The organism is Streptomyces sp. MB09-01 (genome assembly GCF_033794505.1).
Lineage (GTDB): Bacteria > Actinomycetota > Actinomycetes > Streptomycetales > Streptomycetaceae > Streptomyces.
The window spans coordinates 19,787-28,251 of record NZ_JARAYQ010000097.1 but is presented as its reverse complement, the minus strand read 5'-3'; the positions used below and the strand labels follow the sequence as shown (position 1 = coordinate 28,251).

At 67.3% G+C, this 8,465-nt stretch carries 9 protein-coding genes and 1 pseudogene; 6 read left to right on the top strand and 4 right to left on the bottom strand.

Translation table 11 applies throughout. The features are described from left to right. The first annotated feature begins 268 nt into the window (after positions 1 to 268). The 3 genes from PV721_RS21000 to PV721_RS20990 all read left to right on the top strand — a co-directional run bounded on the left by PV721_RS21000 (position 269) and on the right by PV721_RS20990 (position 2,394). On the top strand, positions 269 to 844 hold the full coding sequence (locus PV721_RS21000) for a hypothetical protein (RefSeq protein ID WP_319726694.1): 576 nt from the start codon (positions 269 to 271) through the stop codon (positions 842 to 844). 189 nt (positions 845 to 1,033) lie between these two features. Next, positions 1,034 to 1,546 (top strand): MarR family winged helix-turn-helix transcriptional regulator, encoded by a 513-nt coding sequence (locus tag PV721_RS20995; protein WP_319726691.1) that lies wholly within the window; start codon positions 1,034 to 1,036, stop codon positions 1,544 to 1,546. Continuing rightward, positions 1,543 to 2,394 carry an alpha/beta hydrolase gene (locus PV721_RS20990; protein ID WP_319726689.1) on the top strand — a complete coding sequence of 284 codons (852 nt, stop codon included), beginning with the start codon at positions 1,543 to 1,545 and terminating at the stop codon, positions 2,392 to 2,394. Before PV721_RS20995 ends, PV721_RS20990 begins: the two co-directional genes overlap by 4 nt. 341 nt (positions 2,395 to 2,735) lie before the next feature. Here PV721_RS20990 and PV721_RS20985 read toward each other — a convergent pair. From PV721_RS20985 to PV721_RS20975, 3 genes and pseudogenes are all read right to left on the bottom strand, one after another. Next, positions 2,736 to 3,017, bottom strand: a pseudogene (locus PV721_RS20985) (hypothetical protein); the annotation flags it as partial. Between the two features lie 229 nt (positions 3,018 to 3,246). After that, positions 3,247 to 3,507: a hypothetical protein gene (locus tag PV721_RS20980; RefSeq protein WP_319726684.1), complete on the bottom strand. Its 261-nt coding sequence runs from the start codon at positions 3,505 to 3,507 to the stop codon at positions 3,247 to 3,249. A 1,070-nt stretch (positions 3,508 to 4,577) separates the two neighbouring features. After that, positions 4,578 to 4,904, bottom strand: coding sequence for a hypothetical protein (locus PV721_RS20975; RefSeq protein ID WP_319726682.1), 327 nt, complete (start codon positions 4,902 to 4,904; stop codon positions 4,578 to 4,580). A gap of 690 nt (positions 4,905 to 5,594) precedes the next feature. Between PV721_RS20975 and PV721_RS20970 the strand changes: the two genes are divergently transcribed. The 3 genes from PV721_RS20970 (at position 5,595) to PV721_RS20960 (ending at position 7,884) form a co-directional block, all read left to right on the top strand. Beyond that, entirely contained in the window at positions 5,595 to 5,909 is a 315-nt protein-coding gene (locus PV721_RS20970; RefSeq protein WP_319726679.1) for a hypothetical protein, read from the top strand. Next, on the top strand, positions 5,902 to 6,810 hold the full coding sequence (locus tag PV721_RS20965) for a hypothetical protein (protein WP_319726676.1): 909 nt from the start codon (positions 5,902 to 5,904) through the stop codon (positions 6,808 to 6,810). Before PV721_RS20970 ends, PV721_RS20965 begins: the two co-directional genes overlap by 8 nt. 819 nt (positions 6,811 to 7,629) lie before the next feature. Continuing rightward, complete coding sequence (locus tag PV721_RS20960; RefSeq protein ID WP_319726674.1) at positions 7,630 to 7,884, top strand: hypothetical protein; 255 nt, start codon at positions 7,630 to 7,632, stop codon at positions 7,882 to 7,884. A 251-nt stretch (positions 7,885 to 8,135) separates the two neighbouring features. On the opposite strand, the gene PV721_RS20955 is transcribed toward PV721_RS20960, so the two are convergent. Beyond that, positions 8,136 to 8,300: a hypothetical protein gene (locus PV721_RS20955; RefSeq protein WP_319726673.1), complete on the bottom strand. Its 165-nt coding sequence runs from the start codon at positions 8,298 to 8,300 to the stop codon at positions 8,136 to 8,138. Between the last annotated feature and the right edge of the window lie 165 nt (positions 8,301 to 8,465).

Genomic DNA, 8,465 nt, shown 5'->3' with positions numbered 1-8,465 from the left:
CGCCCCCTCTCTCCCTCCCTCCAAGCGTCCGCCGCGACAGGTCCGCCTGCACCCGGGCGGAGCCGGACGCCAGGGCGACCTAGCGGGGCGCGGGGCATGGATGACGTACTGGACCTGCTGAACGCACTGCTCGACCTAGAGGATGGTCATGCCGACGAGTACATACCGACGTAGTGTCGGTATACAGGGGCGTCGGCCCGCCTTCAAAGCGCGCACGTATGGTTCTGACGAGCAGTAACTGCTGTGCCATCGGGGGTTGGGGGAGTCCATGGACGGGACGGTCGAGGAAGCAGCGGCGGGCGAGGCAGGCGCGGCACGCCGCAGACGTGTGCGGCGCGCCACGGTCTGGGGCGGGATCGCCGGCGCAGCCTGCGTGATACCGATCGCCATTGACGGTACGGAGCACTGGCCCTGGTGGCTCAACCTGACGTTCAGCCTCGTCCTGGGCTCCTTGGGAGCCTTTGGCGGAGCGATGACCGAGCGCCGGGACAGGGTCAAGGCCGAGGTCCGCAGGGACACGCTCGAGACGGGCGAAAGGGAACTGAGCCAGTACCGGGTGAAGCTCGTCCCCGAGGGCGCTCAAGCGCCTGCACCCTTCAAGGAAAACGACTACACGTCCTACTCCCTGACGACGACCACCCGACGGCTCCAGCTGTGGGAGTTCGGCTACCTGCCGCAGTGGAGCCACCCGTGGAGGGAACTACAGCTGGCCCTGGAGGGACACGTCGTGGTCGTCACCGGGCCACAGGGCCTGCTCGGCCGGTTCGTCCTGGGAAGGAATGTCGTGCCAGAGGAACTCATCCTGGTCTCGAACCGTCTGCGCGCCCGCGCACCCGGCCGCTGACCTCGGCAGGGCGGTTCGGCAGGTAGCTCTCGGACCGGCGACGGGCCTACCGGACCGGGACCATGACCGGCGAACGGGCCGCCTGTCGGCGTAACGACTCGATCTGCCCAGTCGCGTACGAGTGATCGTGCTCAGGCTCTGTCGCTCTAAACCTGGCCGCATAGACACCGAAGATGTCATGATGACATCATGAGTGTCGATGGGTGCGCGAAGGATGAGCCCCCGTTGGGGCCTCTGCTGTATGAAGTGATCCGCAGCCTGTGGCCGCTGCACCGCACGGTCGTGCGTGCCGTGGAGCGGGAGCTGATGGGCACGGGGATGACAGCCGGTCAGCATGCGGTGATGGACGAACTGCGCAGGGGCGGCCCCCGAACGGTTCCTCAACTGGCACGCCTACTGGGCCTGGACCGGCAGCCGGTGCAGCGTCTGGTGAACGATGCGACAGCCCTGGGGCTGGCTGAGAGTGTCCCGAACCCGGAGCACCGGCGCTCGCGCCTGATCCGGCTCACCCCGAAAGGGGAAGCCGCCATCAGGGGCATACAGGAAGCCGAGGAAACCGAACTGCGGAGCCGGCTGTCCGATCTCACCACCGGTGACGTCACGACGGCCCTGCACGTACTCCGCCGCCTTGGCGAGGAGTTCAAGGACCTCGCACAGGATGTCCCGCCACACCCCACGGATCGAGGAGACGACCCACGATGACGCATGCGCGGACACACGCCGTCACAGCCGCCGCCTTACCCGTCGAGGCGGGCGAGCTCTTTTACGAGGCGGTCGGCGAAGGACCCCCCGTCGTACTGCTCCACGGCGGCATGCTCGACCTGAACATGTGGGACGAACAGTTCTCGTGGCTCGCGGGCCTGGGGTACCGCGTCATCCGCTATGACGCCCGCGGCCACGGGCGCTCCTCCTCCGTGGCTGGGGACTACGCCAACCATGACGATCTACACGCTCTGCTCACCCACCTCGATGTCCCGTGTGCCGCGCTCATAGGGCTTTCCCTCGGGGCACGGACCGCCATCGATACGGCGATAGCTCATCCGGAGTCTGTGTCGGCACTGGTCCTTGCCTCGCCCGGGGTGAGCGGCCGGCCCTTCGCCGACCCCTACGTGGCGCACCACAGCGCACAGCAGATGGCCGCGATGGGCGACCCGGACGGCGGAGCGCAGCGGTTCGTCGAGCACTTTCTCCGGATGTGGGTGGACGGGCCGTACCGTGAAGCGTCCCAGGTCAGCCGCAAACTGCGCGAGCGGATGCATGCGTCGGCGTCCGCCAATGTCGTGCGACACGCCAGCGGGCTCGGGGCGGGGACACCGAGAGAAGTCGGAGCAGCGGACCGGCTGGCCTCCATCGGCGTGTCCACCCTGGTTCTCGACGGAGAACTCGACAGCAGTGACATCTCGTCAAACGCCCTGGCCCTCGCCCAAACCGTTCCCGATGCCAGACACCAACGATTCGCCTCGGCAGCCCACATGGTCAACCTCGAGAGCACGGCACTCTTCAACCTCGCGGTCAAATCCTTCCTCGCGTCCACGACTGACCTCAACTGAGCACGTCCACCTGTACCGGCGTGAGCACACTCGGGGGTACACCGACACCTCCGAGCTGGAAGAGCTCGGGATCGTGTGGGACACCGCCGACGCCGCGTTCGAGCAGAACCTCGGCGCCGCGCGGGCCTACTACGCCCTCCACAAGACCCTCGCCGCCCCGCGGCACGCCATCGCGCTCGACCTGCCCGTCGGGCAGTGGCTCACGAACGTCCGCCGGCCCGGCGGGCTCGGCAAGGACCCCGACCGGGCGCAGCGGCGCCGCCGCGTCGGCCGCGATCGACCCCGACCGGCATCTCGGGTGGACCGTGGACTGACAGCGCCACCACGCCTGCCTCGCAGCGCCGCGACCGGTTCGATGCGGCTACCCCCTGCTGGGTCGCGACCCGGGAAGCGTTCGCGGCGAGCAGTCCGCTGGTGCCGACGAGATGGGCGCCGATCGCCGCGGCATTGACGGGAGTCCACTTCGCCCAGCCGACGCTGGCGATCCGGGCGTTGTCGTGCCAGCTGCCGCTGTGGCCCTTGGCCGCGCCGTTGGGGCCGACCGCGCCCATCAGCGACCCGCCGAACCACACGGCCAGGCCCACATCGCGCATGCTGCGCAGGACGGTGTTGCGTTCGGGCATGGGGGCTCCTGAGGAGAACGCGGAAATATGCAGGCGCCGGTGCCGGCACAGCAGCCACCCTCGCCCTCCTCCGGACGCTCCGCCGTACCGGCTGCGCCGAACGGCCGCCGTCACCGTCGACCCAGCACACTCGCGTTGGAGGCCACGTCAGGTCCTGAAGGCCGACGCCGCGCGGGCCGTTCCCATCGGCCTCTCTCAATGCCGGGGGCGGGGCGTTGTCACCGGGTGACTATCCGAGCCAGACAATGGCCAGGACCGACAGGTGGAGCAGCGTACGGTTCGCGAAGTAGACGACGGACAGCCGCCCGGCGGACGCGAAACGAACGTCTTCGCCCTCAGTGTCACCGGCGTCCCACTGACCGAACCCCCACGGGTCGGCCGCGGCGGCGTCCAGGAGAGCCCACACAGTCTCCTCCACGTGCTCGGGCAGTCCGGCGAGCACCTTCCCGGCGGGCAGTGACAGCCGCACAGCGTACGGCTGACCGCTCACCGGCGCCCGCTCCGGAGCTCTTCCAGGTCCATGAACCCGGTCCCGTTCCAGCCGGGGGCGGGGAGTCTCCGGATGTCCAAGGGATCGGCACCATGGACACTCCCGCAGGTCGCTCGCAGCGCTCGCTGGATGGGGCAAGGACACGGAGAAACCCACCCTGTATTCGTCCTGAAGTGCCTGTATCGAGCTCATTTTCGTGCGGGGCGGGGCAGTTCCGCTGACCGTGCCTGCTTCGGCCAAGCAGCGTGTCACCTGCATCAGCGCCGCCCGCACCGTACACGCCACCCGCGTTGCCGCCGCCCATAGGCCGCGAGCGGCCGGGTCACCACTGGGGGGCATCCTCACGCGACCGTTCTCGCGGACTGTGTCCAGATGATCGGGCAGACCCAGGCCCCTCTGTCGGACGTGCCGTTCCTCCTCCGTCGCACGCTTCGGAGGGATAGACCTTTTCGACGGGAGCGCCCCAAGGAGGGGTGAGCGCCTCTCGTCAATTTCCGAGGAGGACTCTCACTACAATAGGCCGATGATAATTCTTTCAGTCTAGACACGTCTCACCGTTTCCCTCAACGCCCACTAGAGAGGTGCATCGAGCAAGATCGAGCAGGAACGAGCAGGCCCACCCTTTAGCGCGACCCATCCAGCGGCCAGAAACCGGAAGTGATACAGATTGCCGGGGTTTATGCGCGCCCTCATCAATGTGCGGTTTGCCGGGGTTTTTCACCCGCCCGACAATGTGCGAATTGCCGGGGTTTTTCAGCGATATCAGCCGCCCTCTCGAGACTGGGTACGCTTTGATCAGGGGAGTGGGCTGGGCGGCCTGCTCGCCTGCGGCATTGGATGATGGCCCGGCCTGGCTCGTCGGGTCCTTCGGGCTACAGTTCGCGAGGGCAAGAACAGCGGGGCGAGGGCACTTGACGCACTGTCGCCGGCGCCGGTTCGGCGACCTCACCGCAACTCAGAGCCTTCACCACGGGGCGGCGGCGTCCTCTCCGCGGAACCCAAGACGTGACGAGAGTTTCGAGCCAAAGCGATCACCCACCGTCAGAGCTGCAGCTGTTCAGCGAGTGCGGTCAACCGCCAGCGAGGGGGTGTTTCGTCGTATAGGTCTCGTGTGACGGGTGGCCGACACGGCTCATGAACGACCCGGAGCGGCTCCCCAGCCAGGCAAGTGGAGACGCCGACAGGCTTCTCCCCTGGCTGTACCGGCGCCGCGGCTTGCTGACGAGCCAGCGAATGGCATCTACATGCAGGAACAGGACCTGCTTGGAGCGTTGTCGGCGCCTCAGTTCAACGACGTCCACGTCCCACAGCCGGCCAGTCCCTGAGGACGTCAACGCGATGAAACCTGTGGCCAGTACGGTGAAGATCAGCACGATCCACAGGAGGATGCCTCCCACAGCTGGTCCTTTCGAAGGCTGAAGTTCAAGGGGCGTCCGGACCGGAGCCCCGGCGATCCCTCGGCATAACGCAGAGGCATATGCAGGGTTGCGCCCTGTCCTCCGATTGCAGCCATGCGCAGCAATCGGTCAGCCTCGGCATCTTGATCTATTTCCCGATGATCAGTCGGCTGCTGTGGGCGGCCGGACGAGGACCGCAGCCGACCTGACGGGGGACCCAAGCCCAGGATCAGCACGCTTCTGGGGGAGGGCGACGCGGCCGCCCCATGCCAGGGAAGTGAAGTCGACGGAGCCGCCGATGGGGGCTCAACGCTGAGGGGAAAACATGGACGGCGGGGTGTGGCGAGAGCCGGCGACGTGCACGGACGCATCCCGCCATGGAGGGGAGCCTCCGCCGGGCGGGGACTCGGTGCCCGGCAGGGCCGTCGTATTGAAGTATGCGCACTGCCATCAGCCGCCCCGGCGGGCGGGCGGACGGGGTGCGCGGGTGACGGGATCGTCGTGCTGGGGTCTGAATCGGGCCGCAGCTCGTCGTCGCCTTGAGTCGCGGGGTGGCGGCGCGAAAGGACGTGGCTATGCGGTGCTTCTGGTCTGTTTGTAGAACTGACAAGACAAGGTCAGCACTTATTCATCGACCAGCATCACCCGGATGGCGCATACCCTGACCAACATCGACAGCGTTTATGGAATATGACAACAGCAAAGCTCCCCGTCTTCTTCGGCAGGACTGCAAAGGAAGACGGACAGGGAGGCCGCTTTCACTCCGGGGCGACCCGGATCGGGAAGTGGATTTTCATTCCAGGCTCAGCCGACTGCGGCGAGACACGTCAGGCAACGCTGGAACACGAGAGTCTGGAAATCGGTCTGACGTACTCGTCCTCGATCTTTGAGGACTTCCTCCACACGATGAGCGTGATCCAGATCGAGTTCGGCAGGCGAACGGAGAACACGGCAGCGTCCGCAACGGCTGTCGGCGAGTGCTCGGGTGGCAGCCCCCGTGTATGAGCCGTACGGGTACCCGGACACCCCTGGTCCGCATCCCCAGCCGGATACCTCCGCGTTCTGGGACCGGCCCGAGCACGTAGAGCACCTCTCTACCGGGCAACCGCTCGGCGGGCCCGGCGAGACGCATCCGTCGTGGGATCCGGTGGAGGAACTCGCCATCCTTCTCCAGGAGAGCGCTGCACCCGGGCAGCCGGAGCCCTTCACCCAAGAAGGCTTCGACGGCAGCGGTGCCACGGCCAGCACCATCGGCCTCGTCGCAGGGCTGAAGCACAGCCCGACCGGGCGTCCGCCCACAGCCTCCAACGGGCACCGCCGGAACCCGTCGAAGTCGCCAGTGGTAACCCTGCTGCAAACGGGCAGTGTGTTCACCGCCGTGCTGGTCGCCGTCATCGCCGCCGTGGTGAGCATCCTCAGTGGGCTGGCCATCTGCGACGCCCTGCGCCAAAGCGCCGGACCCCACACTGCCCGCGCAGTGGTCAGCTGGTGGCCCCTGCTGATCTACGGCCCCTGGATGGTCGCCTCCCTGTCGATCCTCAGATCGGCCCTGCACCAGCGCCGCGCGCTTCATTCCTGGTCCATCGTTTTGTTGTTCTCCACCCTGGCCACGCTTCTGTGCGTAGCCCAGGCGCCCAAAACGATCGCCGCCGGGGCGGCGTCTGCTCTTCCTGCCGTCGCGGCGCTGGCCTGCTTCCAACAGCTGGTCCGCCAGATCACACTCACGCGACCGCCTCGCCAAGCCGCTCCGCGACACCGAAACCCGACGCCCTCTGTGTCCATTCCGCTCAGGCAGACGGCCGCAGCCAGACGCAGCCCGGCCAGTGTCCCTCCCGGCTACCCTGCGGCAGACAACAGGGCAGTCCGCTCTCCGTCCCCCAGTCACAGAGTCGGGTACGGCGCATGACGGTCGTACGTGTGCGGCAGTGCCACTTGCGCAGGTCAGCCCAATGCCCCTTGGCCCGGGCCATGGATTCCAGTTGCCGGTGGAGAGCCGGGGCGTCGGAACGACAATCGAGGTCGCACCGACGGCGCGGGGGCTACCTCCGGTCCCTTCAAGTGTCTGCTCGGAAAGAGCCAGTGAGCTCCGACAGGAGGACTGGGCGCGAGTTCGTACCGACAGTGGAGTCGGGCTGGCCGACAGTCTTGCCGCCGGCGAGATCGGTCCGCCGTCCACGCACGGGAGTGCGAATCCTGCGCGAGCGTCCCACCGTAAACGGCACTGTCGGACGACGGCGCAAGAGGGTCGGGCATCCGACGGGCAGCGACCGCGAAGAGCAAAGGCGGTAGCAGCCGCTAACTCCCTGGCCAACCCGGTCCTTCCCACACGTCAAAGGGGTGCTCGCCTGCACCTTTGAAACGAAGATCGAAACCGATAGTCACGGGCCGTGCACAGACTCAGTCCGACGGTCTACCCACCCTTGCCCGAACGCGAGCCGAGTCTGGGCTGCGCAACGCGATGCAGCTGGGAGCAGATCCCGTACACCAGGGCGTTCGGTCACTGCAGCACACCTGAGCGACGTGCCGTAGGGAACGGTCATGCCCGGCACCGGGGGCCAACTCCGTCGGCATCTGCGGCGGGGGCTGCCCAGGTGTTCAGTGCTGCAGCGCCACGGGATGCGTGCGCAAGGAGCCAGTGCGCCGGGCAAAGGGTCGCCCCCTGCTGAAACGAATACACAACGCGCTCCGGCGCCTCACCCCACACCATTAAAGAGAGGTCAGCAACATGTACGAATTGACCCACGCAGAGCGAATCCAGTACAAGCGGCTCCAGGACACCGCATACCAGGCTGGCGAAGACGCTGTCACCAACCTTCAGGCGGCGCTCGCGCTCGCAGACCTGACCCTTCCCTCCCTGAGCAACGACGGGCCAGTGGCCAGCCACGGCTTCGTCCGGCTGGGAGGATGCAACGCGGACTTCGCCAACCGGCTCGCCGAAATCATCGCCGCAGGTGCCGACGCCTTGCAGCATCAACGGTGAGGATGGGAGGTCGATCTCATGACAAAACGTCCTGGCCGGCGGTATCCAGGCGCAGCTGTCTGAACGGATCGGGTGGCCGAAGACGCCGCTGCGGTCGATGACAGTGGCGGCGTTGATCTCCGCGACCGGTTCGGGGCGGCCAGGATCGCGTCGCGGACGTCGCGGCGCGCCCGCACCGAGGCACCGCCCACTCGGCTCAACGGACTCGAGGGCGCGCTGTGCGCTGGAACACCAGCGGGTGGGTTGCCGGCTCACTGGAGCCGGGTGGGTGGTTCAGGTGCTTCGTCGGCGTCCGGGTCCGGCAGGCACAAGAGTGGGGCCGGGTCCGCAGCGAGGTGGAGCCGGCGCAGGGTGGATTCGGTTTCCCGCTCGAAGTGCTCCGCGGAGATCAGACGTTGCCAGAGGGGATCGGGCATACCGGGCACCGTGGCGCCGCGGGCAGTCCACTCCGCCGCGAGCCGCGCATACAGGGGCTCCGGTTGCTTAGCGACGTCCTGGGTGTCGCCGCGGCGGGCATGCCGACCGGATCCGGCAGCGTGGGGCTGGATCTGCGGGGGAATGAGGGAACCGGGCATGAGCCT